The sequence below is a fragment of the Planifilum fulgidum genome (genome assembly GCF_900113175.1).
Taxonomy (GTDB): Bacteria; Bacillota; Bacilli; order Thermoactinomycetales; family DSM-44946; genus Planifilum; species Planifilum fulgidum.
Genome location: NZ_FOOK01000006.1, coordinates 37077 through 54556, shown reverse-complemented (window position 1 = coordinate 54556; position 17480 = coordinate 37077). Strand labels below are relative to the sequence as shown.

Below are 17480 nucleotides of genomic sequence, written 5' to 3'. Positions count from 1 at the left end.
CGGAAACGGAGCCTCCGCGATGGCCGGAGGTTTACGGTTCGATGTCCCATTCCCGGATGTCCACGAAGTGGCCGGCGATGGCGGCTGCGGCGGCCATCATGGGGCTTACCAGATGGGTGCGTCCGCCGCGTCCCTGCCGGCCCTCGAAGTTGCGGTTGGAGGTGGAAGCGCAGCGTTCTCCCGGCTGGAGGATGTCGGGATTCATTCCCAGGCACATGCTGCAACCGGAATTCCGCCATTCAAAGCCGGCTTCTTTGAAAATGCGGTCCAATCCTTCCCGTTCCGCCTGCATTTTGACCTGTTGGGAACCGGGAACCACCATGGCCCGGACCCGCGGGGAGACTTTCCGACCCCGGACGACCTTGGCGGCGTCGCGCAGGTCTTGGATCCGCGAGTTGGTGCAGGAGCCGATGAAGACCCGGTCCACCGGGATGTCGACGATCGGCGTTCCCGGTTTGAGGCCCATGTATTCGAGGGCTTTTCTCGCCGCTTTTCGCTCGTTTTCCGTGGGGAAGGAATCGGGATCCGGCACGGTGCCCGTCACGTCGGTTCCCATTCCGGGGCTGGTCCCCCAGGTGACTTGGGGCGCCAGGTTGGTGACGTCGAGCTCGAACCGGCGGTCGAAGGCGGCGCCTTCATCCGTTGCCAGTTGTTCCCAATCGGCGACGGCTCTTTCGAACAGTTTGCCCTTGGGCGCAAAGGGCCGGTTTTCCAGATAGGCGAAGGTGGTGGCATCCGGCGAGACCATGCCGGCCCGGGCTCCGGCTTCGATCGACATGTTGCAGACGGTCATCCGCTCTTCCATGGACATGTTGCGGATCACTTCTCCGGTGTATTCGACGACGGTCCCGGTGGCCCCGTCCGTGCCGATTCGGGAGATGACGGCCAGGATCACATCTTTGGCCGAAACGCCCCGGGGCAGGGTCCCCTTGATATGGATCTCCATCGTCCGGGGTTTGGCTTGGTGCAGGCATTGGGTGGCCAGGACGTGCTCCACTTCGCTGGTTCCGATTCCGAAGGCGAGGGCGCCGAAGGCCCCGTGGGTGGAGGTGTGGCTGTCTCCGCAGACGATCGTTTTTCCCGGAAGGGTCAGCCCCAGTTCAGGGCCGATCACGTGGACGATGCCCTGGTGCTGGCTGTTCAGATCGTAGAGCCGGATGCCGAATTCACGGCAGTTCCGGACCAGGGTTTCCATCTGTTTGGCGGAAATCGGGTCGGTGATCGGAAGGGAGCGGTCCGTCGTGGGCACGTTGTGGTCCATCGTCGCGACGGTCAGATCGGGCCTCCGCACTTTGCGGCCGGCCATGCGCAATCCGTCGAAGGCCTGGGGGGAAGTCACCTCGTGGATGAGGTGCAGGTCGATGTACAAAATGGCCGGCTTTCCCTCTTCCTGGTGGATGACGTGGCGATCCCAGATTTTTTCGAACAATGTCCGCGGTCTCATGTTCCCCTCACCTTGCATTCTCTTTTTTTCGGCGAAGCATTGCCGTATGAAATATATATGCTTTCTATTGTAACAAATTTTTCGATGTCGGCAAGGGGGAAATGGGCGAATTGCCGGTCGATTTTAAAAGCGGACCGGTTCGATTTGCCGGTCGGGACAGGAAGAAGGCCTCTGCCCGTGACACTTCTCCCTTTTTTTGGTTAGTTTTCTGTTAGTGGTAAACAAAAAAGGGTTATGGTATATTAGAAACAAATGTTCGCATTCGGGGTGATTCCGATGGCCGGGCGGACGCCGCGGCGGCTTTTTCCCAAACGTCCCGTGTCGGTGCTGAACCGGGTGGAGGGCATGCCCTTCCGCTGGTCGATCAATCCGTACCGCGGTTGCAGCCACGGGTGTCATTTTTGTTATGCCCGGCCCACCCACAGCTACCTGGGATTTCACGCCGACGACAGTTTTCAGCACAACATCATCGTCAAGCGGGATGCGGCGGAGGTGCTGTATCGGGAGCTGAAACGGAGGAAGTGGAAGGGTGGGGAAGTGGCCGTGGGCACGGCCACCGATCCGTATCAGCCGGTGGAGGCGAAATGGGAGCTGACCCGATCCATATTGAAGGTGCTGAGGGATTTTCGGATACCGACCAGCATCACCACGCGGTCTCCCCTGATCCTTCGCGACAGGGACATTCTCCGGGAAATGGTTCTCACCTCGGTCAACATCAGTTTGAGCACCCTGGACGAACGGGTGTGGCGGTTGACGGAGCCCGCCTCCCCCCATCCGAAACAGCGCCTGGAGGCGGTTCGGAAACTGAGCGAGGCGGGGATTCCGGCGGGCCTGTTTCTGGCGCCGATCCTGCCGTACCTTGCCGACTCCGATGAACACCTTCGATCGTACATGAAGGCGGCGCGGGAATGCGGCGCGCGTTTTGTGGTGCCCTCCGTGCTCCGGTTGCGACCGGCCGTGAAAAGCTGGTTTTTCCGCCGCATTCAGACCGCCTTTCCGCGGGAGTATCCCCGCCTGGTCCGGCTGTACGAGGGGGCTTATCCGCCCGATGAGTACCGGGCGGAGCTTTTCGCGCGGATCCGGCGGCACATGAGGGATGCCGGCATCGAAAATGAAGCGGTGAGGGAAGGGGCCTCCCCTTCGGAGCGGGAAACCGGAAGCGGGGCGGGGATCCCGGAGGAGCCGATCCAGCTCAGTCTGTTTTAGGGGCGCCGGCGGGCCTTTCACCCATTTTTGCTCCGGAATGGACATTTACCCGGCCCCATCTGGAGATGCGGCATAAAGTATAGGGACAAATGAAAGGGGGTAGGGAGATGTCCTACAGCGGTTATGGTTATCTTGCGAGCTGGCGTCGTCTGCTGATCTTCCTCTTGGTGATCGCGACCATTTTCGTGTTTGTGGGAGGCCTGTGATCGGCATCACGAAGGGAAATCTCCCAAATCGGTTTGCCCTTGATCGGGCGAAAAAAACCCCGCAAGGGGTTTTTTGTTTTGTTCGGAGGCGATGGGGCGGCGGTGCTTATCCGTGCCTTTGGTGCTGCACCCGGATGTTTTTCAGCCCGGGATAGCGATTCAATTTCCGGTACAGGGTGGTCCGGCCGATTCCCAGCATCCGGGCCGCCTTTGAAAGATTGCCCCGGGAAATCCGGATGGCTTGGGCGATGGTTTCCGCCTCCTGTTCTTCCAGGGAAACGGAGTGGGAAGATGCATCCGGCTTGCCCGCTTGCGCCTGGGGAAAAACCAGATCTTCGGCGGAAAGGGCGGAGGATCCCCGCACGAAATGGGCGTGGAAGACGGCCTGGCGCAGCACTTGCCTCAGTTCCCGGATGTTGCCGGGCCAGTGATAACGCGAAAGCATTTCGCGCACTTCATCGCTTAGGCGGACCGGGTCGATGTTCAACTCGCGGGATACCTGCTCCAGAAAGTATTCGGCGAGCAGAAAGAGATCGGATCGTTCCCGAAGGGGAGGCAGATGGATCTCCACTTCACAGATCCGGTAATAGAGATCTGCGCGGAAGCGGTTTTCCCTCACCTCCCGGGCCAAGTCCCTGTTGGTGGCGGTGATGATGCGGACATCGACGGGAATGGGGCGGTTGGAGCCGATCCGGGTGACCTGTTTTTCCTCCAGAATCCGGAGGAGGACCGCCTGGGAGGACAGGGGCATTTCGCCGATTTCGTCCAGGAAGAGCGTCCCCTTGTGGGCCGCTTCGAATTTTCCCCGGTGTCCGCCGTTCCGGGCTCCGGTGAAGGCGCCCTTCTCATAACCGAACAGTTCCGCTTCCAGAAGCGATTCCGGGATGGCTCCGCAGTTGACGACCACCAGCGGACCGGTTCGGCCGCTCCGCTTGTGGATCTCCCGGGCGACCAGATCTTTTCCGGTTCCGGTTTCCCCCCGGAGAAGAATGGTGGCATCGGTGCGGGACACGTGGATGGCCAGTTTGAGGGCTTTCTGAAATTTGGGACAGGAGGCGATTCCCCTTTCCAATGAAATGCGAACCGTCTCTTCAGGGGGGACGGACGGCGGGGCGGCGTTTTTCCGTTCGGACGCCGAAGGGGGACTCAGCAGGACGCGGTGGGTTCGTTTCCGTTCATCCAGCACCGGACGGGCGATCCAGGACGTTCCCGAAGGGGCTTTTACGGGCAATTCGGCGGCATCCTTGAGGGAGAGGAGCGCCTTTGCATCCTGCGGCTCGAACCAGCGGGTGAGGGGTTGTCCGATGCACTCCGCCTGAGGCGTGTTGAGCAAGCGGGCGCCATCCTGATTGATCCGGGAGATCAGCCCGTTGGCGTCCACGGCGATCAGCGGCCTTCCATACCCTTCCGCGAGCGTGTCCGCTTCCCGGAAGGTGAGAACCAGTTCCCGCCGGACGCTTTGCAAAAGCAGCCGGGTTTGGCAGGCCTGGGCGGCGGTCAGCACCATCCCCATCGTGTGGGGGTGGTGCATCCGGGCGTCGCCGCTGATATCCAGCACGCCCAGCAGTTCCCCCGTCGGTGCGTAAAGCGGTGTGGCGTAACAGGTGAGAAAATGGTTTTCCTCACAATAGTGCTGTTCCCCGACCACACTGATCGGCTGCCGTTCCGCGAGGGCGGTGCCGATCGCGTTGGTTCCTTTGATCCGTTCGTGCCAGTTGGCACCCTCGTCCAGCCACACTTTCCTCGCCCGGTCGGTAAAGGGGGGATCCCCCCAGGTGGCGATGACGTACCCCTCCCGATCCGACACGATGACCATGTACGGCGATTTTCGAAGCATGCCGTACATTTGCTCGAAAATGTCCGAAGCGGCGTTGAGCCATTCCTTCATCTGTTCCTTCCGATCCTTCAACTCGCCCTTGGGAAGGAGCTCATTGTTCGCCCTGCGGGGATCCACCCCGTATCGCTTGCTTCGCTCCCAGGACGGGACGAGGGACGGCGGCAGATGCGTGAGGGGCTCCAACGCGACGGCCTCCTTTCTTTGATTTTCCGAAACTATTCATCTATTCTGAGTATAACGGATGCGGACCGGCCCCTTCAATCGGACCAAAGGAGGTTCCCTGTCAGAAAAGGGGCGGAGAAGACGGAAACAAACAAACCAATCCCGGTTTGGTACAGGGATTGGTTTGATCGGGTCAGCCGGAAGATGCGCCGGCTTCTTGGTTTTCTTTCCGGGTTTCCCTGGGTTTGACCAAAATGCGGGTAATCCTTCGGTTATCCATTTCCTGCACGCGGAAAATCAAGTCGCCGTAAGCCACTTCGTCTCCCACTTCCGGCACCTTTTCGAGCCGGGAAAAGAGCCATCCGCCGATGGTGTCATTGTCCGGATCGTCGATATCGATTTGGAAATATTCGTTCACTTCTTCGATGAGCAGATGGGGATCGATCGATGTCTCCCGTCCTTTCTGAAGGAAAAAGGGTTTTTCGTTATCGAATTCATCCTGGATTTCGCCCACGATCTCTTCAATGATGTCTTCCGTGGTCACCAGACCGGAAGTCCCTCCGAATTCGTCGACGACAATGGCCATCCCCACCCGGTTTCGTTGGAGGTTTCGCAAAATGTCCTTCAGTTCCATGGTTTCAGGCACCAGAACGGCGGGGCGGGCCAGGTCGGTCAAGGAAGGGGTTTTTCCTTCGGACAGTTGTTCGTACACATCCCGGATGTGGACGATGCCCAGAATGTCGTCCTTGTCGATGCCGCACAAGGGAAAGCGGGTGTGGTGGGTTTCCTTCATCACCTTCAGGTTTTCCTCAAAGGGTTTGTCACGGTAGACGCATTTCATGTTGACCCGGGGAACCATCACTTCCCGGGCCACCCGTTCCGTGAAATCGAAAATGTTGTCAAACAGGGCGAGCTCCGTCTGGTCGATCATGCCGCTTTTGTGGCTCTGGGCGATCAGCATGCGGATCTCTTCTTCCGTGTGCGCCTGCTGGGTTTCGCTCATCTCGATCCCCAGCAGTTTGAGGATCAGGTTGGCCGCCCCGTTGAGAATGAAGATAAAGGGTTTGAAAAGCCGGTAAAACCAGTCCAGCGGCGCCGAGGTCCACAGGGTGACGGCTTCGGCCTTGCGAATCGCCAGGGACTTGGGAGCCATTTCGCCGAGCACGATATGGAGGAAGGTGATGATGGAAAAGGCGATGGCAAAGGCGACGGTGTGGATGAGCCAGTCCGGAAGTCCGAAGTAGGAAAGGAGCGGTTCCAGCATGCGGGCGATGGCCGGTTCGCCGATCCATCCCAGGCCCAGCGAGGCCAGGGTGATTCCCAGCTGGGTGGCGGACAGATAGGCGTCCAAATTGGCCAGAACCTTTTGGGCGATTTTTCCGCGGCGATTTTTCAGCTGGGCGATCCGGGTGGAACGCACCTTCACGATGGCAAATTCCGCAGCCACAAAAAAACCGTTCAACAGGACAAGAAAAATCACCATGAATAAATACGTGGTGATTCCTATGACTCCTTCCAAAGATGCAAACCTCCCAACGAATCAATCGCATCCTGCCCGAGGAGCTTGCGCGAGCCGCCGGCAAGTTCCGTTTCGCAGGTCAAATATATTCTTTCTGTTCCGCAGATGGGAGTTTTATGGAGGAGGCGCGGGCGGTCACTCCTTTCCTCCCTGTTGTTTTTCTAACTTCTTTTCTATCTCATTATACTACAAAATGCCGTGATGGCGCCGCCGGCGGCGAACTGGCGCCCTCCGGGGGATTTGTGGGGCGCTCCTCCTTTTTTTGGCGGCATCTTGTTGTTTCCCGAAAGATTTTATATGATCGTTCTTAACACCCACAGATAGAGAAATCTTTCGGACGGGGGTAGGAGCGGTGAGAAGCAGACAAGAATGGAGGAAGGGGTTGGCTTCGGCCGTTCCCATCGCGATCGGCTACATTCCGATCGCCATCGCCTTCGGCGTGATCGCCCGGCAGTCGGGTCTTTCTTTTGCGGAGACGGTAATGATGTCGATGATGGTTTTCGCCGGGGCGAGCCAGTTCATGGCGGTCCAGATGGCGACCGCCGGCGCGCTGGGCATGGAAATCATCTTTGCCACACTGGTGCTCAATTTTCGCCACTTCGTCATGAGCCTTTCCCTGATGGACCGGCTGAAGCATGTGCCCCCCTGGGCGAGGGGAGCCCTTGCCTTCGGCATTACCGACGAGACCTTCGCCGTCGCCTCCATGGACGAGAAGGGCGGTAACGGGCGGATTCATCCCCTGTATCTGGCCGGTTTGATCGCGGTTGCCTACGGTTCATGGGTCTTTGGAACCGTCATCGGGGTTCTGTTTGCCAAGGCGATTCCCCGGGCGATCAGCGACAGCATGAACATCGCCCTGTATGCCATGTTTATCGCCCTGCTGATTCCGGCGGTACGCAAAAGGTGGTGGGCGGGGGCCGTCGCCCTGATCGGAATGGCCCTGAACGCCCTGTTCGGCCTGTTCTTGAGCGGGGGGTGGGCCACGGTACTGGCCACCGTCGCGGCGGCCGGATGCGGAGCGTATCTGATGCCGAAGGATCAGTCTCCCGCCCCGGAAAAACGGCGGGTTGAAAGGATGGAGTGATCGGGATGGACTGGTTTTGGATCATTCTCGGGATGGCGCTGGTTACCTATATTCCGCGCATGCTACCGGCGCTACTGATCGGGCAGCGAAGCGTCTCTCCCTGGATGGAGCGGTGGCTGGCAAACATCCCCTACGCCGCCTTGGGGGCGCTCATTTTTCCGGGAATCCTGTCGGTGGAGGAAGGGGAGCCGCTGGTCGGGATTGCGGGGGGAGCCGTCGCCGCCCTTCTCGCCTGTTTCCGGTTGAACATGCTGATCGTCATCGCGGGGGCGATTGGCACCGTGGCGGCGATCCAGGCGTTTGCCGGATGAGGGGCGGTCGCTCCGCCGGATGAGGAAGCTTTGCCGACACCCGGGCAGGTGTCGGTTTTTTGTTTCCGGGCGGCACGGCAAGGTCTTGCCGAACTTCTATGGCAACCGGTTTTCCTTCGCAAGGATGGGCTTTGAGGAATATTACACTTCTTTTACTAAAAAAAGGCGAAACCAATCTCAATCCGTTGCGGTTTGTATATACGGAGGGAGAATGATAGGCAAGGGAAGGTAAACCAATCAGAGGAGAGTGGGTCTTTTGGCGGAACTGGCAGCCTCGCTGGCGAGGGAACACGGGATCTTGATCGTCGCCGTCCTTTTCGGAATGCTGGTGATTTGCGTCTATGCGGCGATGAGCGTGACCCACGGGATCGAGCGGCGTCGGATGGAACAGTTTGATCGGGAATTTGGGAGATTTCAGGCGGCCTCTATGGAAAAGAAACGGTAACGGACGGAAGAAAAACAGGAGGCAATAAAAGGGAGCAGACGCGGGGTAGGCAATGCCGCGCCGCTCCCTTTTTGCGTGGCCCCCCTGCGGCGAAAGGAGTGAGTAAGGGCTGAAGAAGTGCGCCGTTTTCTCTCCGGAACTGGACCGGGTCATTCGCCTGATGGAGGGATTTCAACATCCCTGGTTCATCGCCGGCGGGTGGGCTTTGGACCTTGCGTGCGGCAGACAGACGCGTGCCCATGATGATGTGGATCTCTGCCTTTTTCGGGAAAACAACGCCTCGCTCCTTCGGTTTTTCGAAGATTGGGAGAAAGCCGTGGCGGTGCCGGGGGAGGGCCGTTTGGTTTGTTGCCGATCGGAAAGGGATGTGGAACCTCCTCGGCACGAGCTCCATTTTTGCAAAGAAGGCCAGGCGCTCGAATTTTTGTTGATCGATCGGGAAGGCGACGAGGTTTTGTTCCGGAGAGATCCGTCGATCCGGATGCCTCTCGGCCGGCTGGCGAGAAAGGACCCGCTGGGCCGACCGTACGTCTCCCCCGCCTGGCAACTGCTTTTCAAGGCGAAAATCCCCGTCCCAAGGACGAAGCGGATTTCCTTACGCACCTCCCGTTTCTGAACGGGGAGGAGAAGCGGTGGCTGCTCTCCTCACTCCGGATTCACCATCCCTCCAGTGGTTGGATCAAGCGGCTGGAAAATGAAGTGTAGACTGGCGAGGAGCCGTGGACAGGGAGTCCGCTGCCGTGATTTTTTCAATTTTTTTGGGAAGCGGTTAGTTGGTGGAAAGCGTCTTTTCACGCCTGGGGAGGGGAGCGCCGGGCGGATGGGAAACCGGAGCCGCGCGGCAGGCGCCCGTCCGGGAGCGGAGTGGGGACAACTGCCTGGATCAATCTTGCATCGAACTCTTGACCAGTGCGTGTTCTACAACTATGAGTGTAAGACGACTTGGCGATCGCTTTCCGGTCGAATGCCGGGAACGATCGCCGGATAAAAATTGGGGTTATATTTCCATCATCTGCTCAACAGAGTCAAGCCCAAAGGCCCGGCATTCCAACAGCGGGTGGTATTCGGTCAAGAATTCATGATTTGCAAAAGCCGTCAGATCGGAAGATGAATCTCGCCGCTTGGTCACAAACTGATCACTCAACCGGTTCCACTCTTCCGGTTCGGACGTCGTAGATCCCTCCGTAGATACGGACATCCTCCGGAATCAGTTCGGATTGTTTCAGTTTCTCCATGTCTTCCCTGACACTTTCCTCGAGATCCCTGAAGGGCAAAAAGTCGATTTTTCGCGCTTCCTTCCCCGCCTTTTCACCAAGGTTTTTTTCGATTCGTGCATACAGATCCTCGTTCTTAAAGGTGAGCATTCCGCAGTCGGTATGGTGAATCACGATGATCTCTTTTGTATCCAGCAGCTGTTCAGAGATGACCAAGGATCGGATGACATCCTCCGTGACGCGGCCACCGGCGTTCCGGATGACGTGGATGTCACCGAGCTGTGCATCCAAAAACGCCAATGGATCCAATCTTGCATCCATACAAGTCACAATGGCAACTTTGCGAGCGGGGGGAGACGGTAAATCTCCCTGATTGAACCTCTGGGCGTATGCCCGGTTGGATTCGAGCAAAGCCTTGGCGTTGCTGGTGGGCTGATTTTTCATCTCACTTACCTCCCAATGAAGGATCCCGAAGGTGCAACATCCTCCGTTATGCGGTTTTTACTTCCTGGCGTGGAGAAAGATTCGACAGACGGTACGACATATTTGTCGTGTAATCTGATAGGAATTATATTTATTTTGCGGGAAGTAGTATAATTGATGAATCTCGACCTGTCAAATTCTATCCCTATATCACATCGAACGGTCGGATCAACGAATTACCGGACGGCTTTTGCCGCCGAAAGGGAAGTGTTCGAAACGGACTCCTTCTCCGGGGCTTTTTTTCTTTGGAGCCACGCCCGGTATCCCATCCAGTAGAACAGGACGCCGCAGACCGTCAGGAGGGCGATGAGGCCGAAGGCGGTCTTGCCGCCGTGGGATCCGAGCAGCCATCCGCCGAGGGAGGGACCGATGAAGAAGCCGACATTTCGGAAGCTGTTGGCTCCGAAGTAGGTTCCCCGGAGGGATTCGGGAGCCAACCGGTCGATGAACAGGCTGCTGGTGGGAAAGGTCAGGATTTCCCCGATCGTCAGGATGAACATGCCGAGCATCATGACGACCCGGTGTTCACCGATGGCAAAACAGCCCAGACCGAGACCGAACAGGAGGCAGCCCAGTCCCAGGTTTCCGATCAGGGAGCGCTTTTCCGCCCAGCGGGTGACAACGATCTGCAACAGGATGACCGTGACGGCGTTTAACGTCAGAAGCGCCGGGTACAGAGCGTTGTTTTCTCCGAACAGCGTTTTCAGGTGCAGGGGCAGGGTGCTTTCAATCTGGGCGTATCCGATTTGACCAAGGATTCCCCCCAGGATGAACCAGCCCAGAGCGGCGTCCTTGCAGATCACCCGCAGGGCGGCGGTGAAGCGGGTCCTTTCCGGCGGCGCGGCCGGAACGGCCGGAGCAAATCGGTTCATCATGATCAGGAGTGCGACGGCGTACAGCAGATAGGCGCCTCCGGTGATCCAGAAGGTGATCTTCCCCGACACCATCCCCAGATATGCGCCGATCAGGGGACCGACGGCGGCGCCCACATTGATGGCCATGTATCGAAAGCCGAAGACCCGCATCCGCTTGTCCGGCGGCGTCACATCGGCCAGGAGCGCCTGGCCGGTCGGTTCAAAGAACGAGCGGCAGAGCCCGTTCAACAGGTTCAATATCAGAAACAGGGCGGCTTCTTCAGCCATCGCAAATCCCCAGAAGACGGCCGCCCACACAAATAGCGTCGACAACATCACCCGTTTGCGGCCAAAACGGTCCGACAGATTTCCGCCGATGAAACCGCCGAAGGTGCCGGCCAGCGCCCCGGCTCCCACGATCGTTCCGGTAACAAACGGATCCAGCCCGGTGGTGCGTGACAGATACAGAGCCAGAAAGGGGAGGCTCATAAAGGACGCGGTCCGGGCAAAGGCGGTTCCTCCGACGAGGACCCAGACCAGTGGATGATAGGTGCGAAGGACGTTCAGGATTCGTTCCATGAGGTTGTGCCCCTCCATCTGCAGGAGATGCTTCCATTATGTGCTGGAGAAAGGGGAACAAAAAGAGTAAACTTAACATATCCTTTTCACCTTTTTTGGAGGGGCTGCCGTGAACTTGGTGGAACACTACATCAGATTGCGGTCGGCTTATCCGGGAAAAGAAAAAATGCCCGTCACGGTGGCGGAATTGGCGGAGACGCTGTGCTGCACCCGACGCAATGTGAAGCATCTGATCCGAAAAATGGAGGAGCGAAAATGGATCCTCTGGATGCCCGGAAGCGGACGGGGAAATCGGTCGGTTCTCATCTTTCAGCGGGGGCTGGAGGAGATGGCCGTTTCCCACTTTACCGAGTTGCTGGAAAAGGGTCGGGTCCATGATGCGATGGAGTTCCTGCGCCGTGGGGAACTTCCGGAAGAGGTGTGGGAGCGGTGCCGGGAGCGCCTCCACGTCCGGCTGGGGCTGCAGGTGGAGCAGGCGGACAACCGGCGAAGGGAAGTGCTGAAAATCCCCCTTTACCGTAAGCTGACCACCCTGGATCCTTCCGCCGTGTCGGTGGTGGCGGAGTGTCACTTCGTTCGCCAGGTGTATGACACCCTGGTTCATTATGATGCAAAAACGCGTCTGCTAAGACCTCACCTGGCCCACGCGTGGGAATCGGATTCCGCTCATGCCGAATGGACTTTTTATTTGCGAAAGGGGGTCCGGTTTCACGACGGGAGATTGCTGTCGGCGGAGGATGTCCGCCACACCTTCCGGCGATTGATGGAGGCGCCGAATAGCGTGATGCCGTGGCTGGCCCGTTACATTGCCGAAATCGAGGTAATGGACGAACACGCCATCAGGTTCCGTTTGACGGATTCTTTGCCCTTTTTTCCCCGTTTTCTCGGAACCGTCAACACATCGATCCGTCCCCGCGAAGCGTCTGCCCGGCGACATGTGGGGACCGGTCCCTTTCAGATCCGGGAGCTGTCGGACAGCCGGGTGGTGTTTGAAGCCTTCGACGGTTATTTTCGGGAGCGTCCGCTTTTGGATCGGATCGAGCTTTGGCTTGTTCCGGGGGAGAAGAAGGGGGAAGCGCGGTATCAGTTGCCGGGGGAGGATGAAGGCGGCGGCGAGCGGGAAGTGCTGTTCGAACAATTTGCCTGCGAGATGCTGGTTTTCAATTTTCGCAGGCCCGGACCGCAACATGATATCCGTTTTCGCCGGGCGATGCGGGAGATCTGCGACCGCAGGCGGATGGTGAAAGAGCTGGGGGGAAACGACCGGTTTCCTGCCGACAGCATGTTGCCGGAAAAGAGCCGGTCGGCGGAGGTTTCGCCATCCTCCCTGGATGAGGCGCGTTCGTGGTTGGAGGGGAGCCGTTACGCCGGGGAGACGCTGTCTCTGTACTATTTTGACCAATCGGAGGGGAATTGCGGGACCAAAGCTGAGGTTGCCGACTGGATCCGGAGACGGGCGCAGGCGGTGGGGGTGCGGATTTCGCCCGTTCCGGTGCCGATCGACTGGCTGTACCGCAAAGAATTGGAGGAAAAGGCCGATCTGTTTTTGATGGCGGACGTTTTCGATTCGGATTTTGAGTCGAGCTGGTTCATGTTTTTTCGCAACACCAACCTGTTTCGCCGCTTTTTGGATCCGGAACGTCTGAACGCCACCCTTCGCCTGACGGATCGGTTTGTCCGCGAACCGTCCGGCGAGGGGCGGAGGAGGATTATCGATGAAGTGGAGGGGTTTCTTCACCGCGATTTGACGATGCTGTTTCTGTGCCACCTGTACAAACGGATCAAATATCCCCGGAATCTTCAGGGGCTGACCTTCGATTCCTTCGGCTGGGCGGATTTCCGGAAATTGTGGATCCGGCCGGGCGACGGAAAAACCGCCGCGGACGGGCGGTGAACCGACCTTTCGGGACTCTGCAAGGCCTACAGAGGATTGGAAGGCGGCATCGTCACCGGTCCGCGGACATCCCCGGCGGGACCCCTGGAGGCGGCTCGGTCATCTCTTTTCGCCGGGGGCAGGACATGTTACGATGGGTTGAAAAAGGGCAATGGAGAGTGACGGCAGTGGAGGAATGGATACTTTTTGTATTGATCGGATTGCTGGCAGGGACGTTTGGCAGCCTGGCGGGGTTGGGCGGAGGGGTGATCGCGGTTCCTTCCCTGTTGCTGATGGCCGCCCTCTTTCCGGAATACCGACATCTCACCCCCCAGGTGGTGGTGGGGACGTCGCTGGTCATGATCGTCCTGACCGCCCTGTCGTCCACCTTGACTTATGCCAGGCAGCGCCGGGTGGATTACCGCAGCGGCTTGCTTTTTTTTGCGGCAAGCGGTCCCGGTGCGGCGACGGGGGCCTACCTGAACCGTTTCTTTGAGCCGGATTCCTTTTACATCGCCTTCGGCCTCTTTTTGATTTTTGTCTCCATCGTCCTGACCGTGGGGGAGAGGGGAAAGGAACGGCCCGTCAAATGGAGTGTGACCCGGGAATTCACCGATCCGGACGGCACCGTTCACCGGTACGGTTATCACCGGCCCACGGCCCTTGCCGTCGCCTTTTTGGTGGGGATGGTCTCCAGCCTGTTCGGAATCGGCGGGGGGGCGTTGATGGTTCCGGTGATGGTGTTCCTTTTCCGCTTTCCTCCCCATGTGGCCACCGCCACTTCGATGTTCATGATCTTCTTCTCCTCGGTCATCGGTAGTTTGGGTCATGTGGCACAAGGGAATGTGGAATGGAAAGCGGCCCTGTTTCTCGCCCCCGGGGCGTGGTTCGGCGGCCGGCTGGGGGCCTGGATCTCCAGCCGTCTCAGCAGTCGGGGTCTGCTCGTCGCCCTCCGTCTGGCCCTGCTGCTGGTGGCGGTGCGCATGATTTGGGAGGGGCTGTCCTAAAGCCCGGTTCTGCCTCGCGCCGGCGGGCCTTTGCTGCGGGGCACATGACGCCTGCCGCCTCCGAAAAGAAGGTCGCTAATTGCAGGGATAGGAGGATTGCTGTGACTCGGCTGAAATATTTGCACATCCTGCACACAAACGATCTCCACAGCCATTTCGAGCGGATGCCGAAAATCGCGACGCTTTTGTCACAGCTTCAGCGGGAAAATCGAGGGGATGAGGCGTGGATCGCCGTCGACGTGGGAGACCACATGGACCGGGGGAGGATGGAGACGGAGGGAACCGGCGGCATGGCCAACCGGGCGGTGTTGGAGGCCACCGGTTATCAGGTGGTGACCTTGGGCAACAACGAACTGCTCACCTTTCCCCGGGAGGCTCTGGATCGGGTGTATGCGGGGGTCTCCTTTTCCGTTGTCGGAACCAATATCGAGCCCATCCGGGGGAGTCGGCCCGAATGGTTGAAAAAGTGGGCGGTCCGGGAGGTGGGAGGCCTTCGCATCGGCTTTCTGGGGGCGACCATCCCCTATCCGATCTTTTATGAACAGATGGGCTGGCGGCTGTCCGATCCTCTGGAGGTGCTCGCCGAGTGGGTGCCCAAGATCCGGGGAAAAGTGGATGTTCTCGTGCTGCTTTCCCATCTCGGTCTGTCCCTGGACCGCCGTTTGGCGGAGGAGGTGCCGGGGATCGACCTGATCCTGGGCGGTCACACCCACCATCTGCTGGAGGTTCCCGAGCGGGTCGGAAACACCTTCATCGCCGCGGCGGGCAAGTATGGACAACATGTGGGGCATGTCACGCTGGAGTGGGATGCCGAAAGAGGGTGCATCGCCGGCGGATCGGGGCGGGTGCGGCCTGTGGAGGGAATCGGTGATTCCGAAGTGATCCTCCGCCGGATCGAGCTACACCGGCGGGAGGGAAAAAAATTTCTTTCCAGCCCGATCGGATGCCTGGATCGCCCCCTCTCCATCGATTGGTACCGGGAATCTCCCTTGGGAAACCTCCTGGCGGACGGATTGAGGGAGTGGGTGGGGGCCGAGGTGGCCCTGGTCAATGCCGGGCAGCTGTTGGGCGGGCTGGATCGCGGGCCGGTGACAAAGGGGCGCTTGCATCAGATCTGTCCACATCCGATCAATCCGTGTAAAATGATGCTGACGGGGCGGCAAATCCTGCGCACGCTGGAGGAGGCCCTGCTGGAGGAGTTTCAGCGCCTTAAGATCCGCGGTTTTGGATTCCGGGGTGAACGGCTGGGAACGATCAATGTTTCCGGGCTTCAGGTGGAGTACCGTCCCGAGGCGAAGCCCTATCAGAAGATCCGCTCCGTCCGCGTGGGAGGCGAGCGGCTTCAGGAAGACCGGAAATACCAAGTGGCCAGTGTCGACATGTTCACCTTCGGCGTGGGGTATTTCGAGCTGCAAAACGGAGAAGATGTCCGCTACTATCTTCCGGAATTTTTACGGGATGTGCTCGCCTGGCGGCTCCAGCGTCCGGAATCGGTCAAGGACTGTTTGGTGCCCCGTTGGATCCGGGTTTAAGGTCCGGACGTTCCGAAGGGAAGTTCCCCTGCCGTTTTCAGAGGGGAGAAGGATCGGCTACAATAGAGAGAAGGAGGGTTCTCCATGCGATTTGTCGACGAGGTTTATTCACTGTACCGGGACCAGTTGAACGACGAAGAAGAGGATCCGGTGACCCTGGTTCTCAGTTTGTTGGAAGAACACACCCGGGAAGATATCCAACGGTTGATCGATGAAATGAGCGAAGAGGAACTGTTCCAGATGATGGGGATCTACCTCGTGGAGATGCTGAAGATGAAGATGGCGCAGGAAGGAAAAATTCCTCTTTGGAAGCCGTCCTTCGTTCCTCCCCATCTCCATTGAACAGGCAACCCGTTTCCCTCCCCGACATACCCTGATAGGGAATGAAATCGAGGGAGGGAGTTTTTTTGGTACGGCTTCAACCCTTTGATGTGGACGGCCTCCGGGTGATCGGCGTGGAAGTGGCGCTTCCCAAGACGAGGCTGCTGGTTTTGACGACGGACAAAGGATATATCATGTGCGGCGCGCTCGATGTGAAACTGCTGAATGAAAAATTGGCGGAGCGCGGGATATTGGCCGGCCGGGCTGTCGGCGTGCGCAGTCTGGAAGATTTGCTGGAAGCCCCGCTGGAATCGGTTACCCTGGAGGCGGAGCGCCGCGGGATTCGCCCCGGCATGACCGGCCGGGAAGCCTTGTTGAAAATGGCGTGACAGACGCAAAAACCGCCCGTCATGCCGTAGGGGCCGGCGGGCGGTTCCCTCGGAGTCCCAGTGCCTCCATAAGCCGGGCAAAATCCTGCGGCGGAGGTGCCGAAAAGGTCATCTTCTCTTCCTTCAGGGGATGGGTGAAGGACAGGCGTTCCGCGTGGAGGGCGTGCCTTCCGATAAGTTTGCCGGGGCCTCCATAAAGCCGGTCTCCCCACAGGGGGTGTCCCAGGTGGGCGAAATGGACGCGGATCTGGTGCGTTCGGCCGGTCTCCAGCCTCGCCTCGATCAGGGAGGCCTGTTCGGTGGAGGCGAGAACCCGGTACAGGGTAATCGCTTCCGCTCCGTCCTCGGCGACACGCCGGCGGAGGGGATGGGTCGGGTCCCGACCGATGGGCAGGCGGATTGCGCCCGTCTCCCGGGTGAGACGGCCCTGCACAATGGCGAGGTAGATCCGCCCGATGGACCGGTTTTTCAGCTGGCGGTCCAACAGCTGGTGCATGTAGGCGTTTTTGGCGATGAGCAGAACCCCTGTGGTGTCCCGGTCCAGCCGGTGCACGGGGCGGACCCGTCCTTCGAAGCCCTGACTTTGCCAATGGTAAAGGATGCCGTGGGTCAGGGTGCCGGTCTCCCCGGGATGGACGGGATGGACATTGACGCCCGCCGGTTTGTCCACCACCATCAAATCCGCATCCTCGTAAAGAAGGCCGAAGGGAACCGGTTCCGGGACCAAGTCGGACCGCTCCAGGGGTCTGACGGCGACGCGCAGGCGATCCCCCTTCTTCACCCGCCGGCCCAGCCAGGGCATCCGGCCGTTGAGCCGAATTCCGCGGCACCGGGTCAGGCGGTTGATCATCCGGTTGGAGAGGGCGAGGGGGCCCCTCAGGACCTCCTCCACTTTTTTTCCGTCCCAGTCCGGTGGAATTTTATATGAGATCCATTTGTTGTGATGGGCAGGGGTCTTTTCCATCGGATCACCCCGTGATTTCAAGATGTTCCGCGGTTTCCGCCGAAGGGCGG

The 17480-nt window shown here is 59.0% G+C and carries 16 protein-coding genes; 10 read left to right on the top strand and 6 right to left on the bottom strand.

The annotated features are described in order from the left end of the window. Window positions 1-31: 31 nt before the first annotated feature. The gene (gene leuC / locus BM063_RS05015) at window positions 32-1444 is read right to left on the bottom strand and encodes a 3-isopropylmalate dehydratase large subunit (RefSeq protein ID WP_092036478.1); all 1413 of its coding nucleotides are present in this window, start codon (window positions 1442-1444) and stop codon (window positions 32-34) included. Between the two features lie 276 nt (window positions 1445-1720). Between leuC and BM063_RS05010 the strand changes: the two genes are divergently transcribed. Next, window positions 1721-2650 (top strand): SPL family radical SAM protein, encoded by a 930-nt coding sequence (locus tag BM063_RS05010; protein ID WP_092036657.1) that lies wholly within the window; start codon window positions 1721-1723, stop codon window positions 2648-2650. A gap of 312 nt (window positions 2651-2962) precedes the next feature. On the opposite strand, the gene BM063_RS05005 is transcribed toward BM063_RS05010, so the two are convergent. Further along, window positions 2963-4876, bottom strand: coding sequence for a sigma-54-dependent Fis family transcriptional regulator (locus BM063_RS05005; RefSeq protein WP_092036476.1), 1914 nt, complete (start codon window positions 4874-4876; stop codon window positions 2963-2965). 172 nt (window positions 4877-5048) lie between these two features. Continuing rightward, complete coding sequence (locus BM063_RS05000) at window positions 5049-6338, bottom strand: hemolysin family protein (protein ID WP_092036655.1); 1290 nt, start codon at window positions 6336-6338, stop codon at window positions 5049-5051. 388 nt (window positions 6339-6726) lie between these two features. On the opposite strand from BM063_RS05000, the gene BM063_RS04995 reads away from it, so the two are divergent. The 4 genes from BM063_RS04995 (at window position 6727) to BM063_RS18275 (ending at window position 8830) form a co-directional block, all read left to right on the top strand. Continuing rightward, window positions 6727-7458 carry an AzlC family ABC transporter permease gene (locus tag BM063_RS04995; RefSeq protein WP_092036473.1) on the top strand — a complete coding sequence of 244 codons (732 nt, stop codon included), beginning with the start codon at window positions 6727-6729 and terminating at the stop codon, window positions 7456-7458. Window positions 7459-7463: 5 nt separating this feature from the next. After that, window positions 7464-7769 (top strand): AzlD domain-containing protein, encoded by a 306-nt coding sequence (locus BM063_RS04990; RefSeq protein ID WP_092036653.1) that lies wholly within the window; start codon window positions 7464-7466, stop codon window positions 7767-7769. Window positions 7770-8025: 256 nt separating this feature from the next. Further along, on the top strand, window positions 8026-8214 hold the full coding sequence (locus BM063_RS04985) for a hypothetical protein (RefSeq protein WP_143085239.1): 189 nt from the start codon (window positions 8026-8028) through the stop codon (window positions 8212-8214). A gap of 109 nt (window positions 8215-8323) precedes the next feature. Continuing rightward, window positions 8324-8830 carry a nucleotidyltransferase domain-containing protein gene (locus tag BM063_RS18275; RefSeq protein WP_425439129.1) on the top strand — a complete coding sequence of 169 codons (507 nt, stop codon included), beginning with the start codon at window positions 8324-8326 and terminating at the stop codon, window positions 8828-8830. Between the two features lie 520 nt (window positions 8831-9350). On the opposite strand, the gene BM063_RS04975 is transcribed toward BM063_RS18275, so the two are convergent. Together BM063_RS04975 and BM063_RS04970 are read right to left on the bottom strand one after the other, a co-directional pair. Continuing rightward, entirely contained in the window at window positions 9351-9872 is a 522-nt protein-coding gene (locus tag BM063_RS04975; protein WP_092036467.1) for a beta-class carbonic anhydrase, read from the bottom strand. Between the two features lie 215 nt (window positions 9873-10087). Then, window positions 10088-11344: an MDR family MFS transporter gene (locus BM063_RS04970; protein ID WP_177198992.1), complete on the bottom strand. Its 1257-nt coding sequence runs from the start codon at window positions 11342-11344 to the stop codon at window positions 10088-10090. 109 nt (window positions 11345-11453) lie between these two features. Here BM063_RS04970 and BM063_RS04965 point away from each other — a divergent pair, with 109 nt between their 5' ends. The 5 genes from BM063_RS04965 (at window position 11454) to BM063_RS04945 (ending at window position 16466) form a co-directional block, all read left to right on the top strand. After that, window positions 11454-13238 (top strand): ABC transporter substrate-binding protein, encoded by a 1785-nt coding sequence (locus BM063_RS04965; protein ID WP_092036463.1) that lies wholly within the window; start codon window positions 11454-11456, stop codon window positions 13236-13238. Between the two features lie 125 nt (window positions 13239-13363). After that, complete coding sequence (locus BM063_RS04960) at window positions 13364-14224, top strand: sulfite exporter TauE/SafE family protein (RefSeq protein ID WP_177198991.1); 861 nt, start codon at window positions 13364-13366, stop codon at window positions 14222-14224. Window positions 14225-14325: 101 nt separating this feature from the next. Next, window positions 14326-15756 carry a bifunctional metallophosphatase/5'-nucleotidase gene (locus tag BM063_RS04955; protein ID WP_245752076.1) on the top strand — a complete coding sequence of 477 codons (1431 nt, stop codon included), beginning with the start codon at window positions 14326-14328 and terminating at the stop codon, window positions 15754-15756. An 84-nt stretch (window positions 15757-15840) separates the two neighbouring features. Next, on the top strand, window positions 15841-16098 hold the full coding sequence (locus BM063_RS04950; protein ID WP_092036461.1) for a DUF6154 family protein: 258 nt from the start codon (window positions 15841-15843) through the stop codon (window positions 16096-16098). A 65-nt stretch (window positions 16099-16163) separates the two neighbouring features. Beyond that, the gene (locus BM063_RS04945) at window positions 16164-16466 is read left to right on the top strand and encodes a YunC family protein (protein WP_092036458.1); all 303 of its coding nucleotides are present in this window, start codon (window positions 16164-16166) and stop codon (window positions 16464-16466) included. 19 nt (window positions 16467-16485) lie between these two features. Here the strand turns inward: BM063_RS04945 and BM063_RS04940 are convergent, their stop codons facing one another. Continuing rightward, a complete protein-coding gene (locus BM063_RS04940) occupies window positions 16486-17430 on the bottom strand; it encodes an RluA family pseudouridine synthase (RefSeq protein ID WP_092036456.1) in 945 nt (314 codons plus the stop codon). Window positions 17431-17480 lie beyond the last annotated feature (50 nt).